We start from the raw sequence: 1,930 nt of genomic DNA on the forward strand, positions 1-1,930 counted from the left end.
AGTGTGCTGGCAGCATTTGCCGGTGGCCGCCCTGCCCACGTTTGATACGCCCACCATCAAAGTGAACGCCTCACTGTCAGGTGCCAGCCCGGAAACCATGGCTTCCTCAGTGGCCACCCCGCTGGAGAAGAATCTGGCGACCATTCCAGGCGTGGCGACGATGACCTCGACCAACCTCGAAGGCGCCACCACCATCGTGCTGGAGTTCGATCCCTCGGTGAACATCGATTCGGCCTCGGTTGATGTTCAAGCCGCGCTGTATCAGTCACTGAAAAAACTGCCTTCGCAGATGACCACGCCGCCGACCTTCCGCAAAGTGAATCCCGCGGATGCGCCAATTGCACAGATCAGTCTGGATTCGCCCTCGATGACGCTTTCGGATCTCAACCGTTACTCGGACGACCTGATCTCGCCGTCGCTGTCGATGATCAAGGGCGTGGCGGAAGTCACGGTAATTGGTCAGAAGCGCTATGCCGTGCGCGTGGAAGTCGATCCCGCCAAACTCGCCGCCACCAACATGACGCTGGAAGAGTTGCACACCGCGCTGAAAGCAGCCAATGACAACTCCCCAGTGGGTGAGCTGGATGGCAAACGTCAGATGATGATGTTGCAGACCAGCGGCGACCTGCGCAACGCCAGTGACTTCAGCCAGGTGGTGGTGGCAACGCGCAATGGCCAGCCGGTCCGACTGTCGGATATTGCCAGCGTGCAGGACAGCATCGAAAACACCCTGAGCCACAGTGCGGTGAATAATCACACTGCCATCGTGCTGAGCGTGACGCGCCAGCCGGGTGCCAATCTGGTGGCGACGCTCGACACCATCAAGCAGCTGTTACCAAAATTACAGCAGCAGATGCCCGCGTCGGTGCACATGCAATTGCTCAATGACCGTTCGATCTCGGTGCGCAACGCCATTCACGACGTCAATCTCACTCTGCTGCTGACCATTGCGCTGGTGATCATGGTGATCCTGCTGTTCCTGCGCCATGTGCGCGCCACGGTGATCCCGGCATTGAGCGTGCCGATTTCGCTGCTGGGTGCGTTTGGCCTGATGTATGCCTTTGGTTTGAGCCTCGATAACATTTCATTGATGGGGTTGACCATCGCCGTCGGGCTGGTGGTGGATGATGCGATTGTGGTGCTGGAAAATATCATGCGCTACATCGAACAGGGTGAAGATCCTAAAAAGGCGGCGCTGAAAGGCGTCAGGGAAGTTGGCTTTACCGTGATTTCCATCTCGCTGTCGCTGGTAGCGGTGTTTATTCCTATCTTCTTTATGCCCGGCACTATGGGCCTGCTGTTCCATGAATTTGCCTGGGTGGTGTCACTGGCGATTCTGGTCTCGGCTGCCGCCTCACTCACCATCATCCCGCTGCTGGTGCCAATGTTGATGCGTCATGATCCTCATCACGCCAAACCTGAACCAGCATGGAGCCGGCTGTTTGAGCGCGGGTTTGAGAACCTGCGCCAGCACTATGCGCGTGGATTGAATTGGGCGGTGGATCACCGCGCGGTCACGCTTTCGGTCGCGGTGCTAACCGTGGCGCTCACCGCCTGGCTGTATACCAGTGCACCCAAAGGTTTCTTCCCACAGGAGGATATCGGTCAGGTCACAGCGAATATCGATACGCCGCAGGATATGTCCTACGACGCGCGTAAAGAAGTAGCCTTCCAGTTGGGTAATACGCTGTTGAGTGACAGCGCGGTTGAGACATTGGTGACGAAAGTGGATCACGACACCACTCAGCTCAACATTACGCTGAAGGACGCCAGCCAGCGTCCGGCCATGGCGCAAGTATTGCAGCAGATGCGCGCCGAAACCCACTACATGCCCGGTATTCAGGTGTTCTTCAGTCCGGTGCAGAACTTTAAGGTTGGAGGCCGTGCAGCGAAAAGTACTTATCAGTACACACTGCAATCGGTGAGCAGC

1 protein-coding gene is annotated in these 1,930 nt (G+C 57.3%); it reads left to right on the plus strand.

Annotated elements, in window-relative coordinates:
- On the plus strand, positions 1-1,930 hold a 1,930-nt coding region (locus H7A81_RS27045; protein WP_182059313.1), incomplete at both ends, for an efflux RND transporter permease subunit.

This window comes from Pantoea sp. ME81 (assembly GCF_903970985.1).
GTDB lineage: Bacteria > Pseudomonadota > Gammaproteobacteria > Enterobacterales > Enterobacteriaceae > Pantoea > Pantoea communis.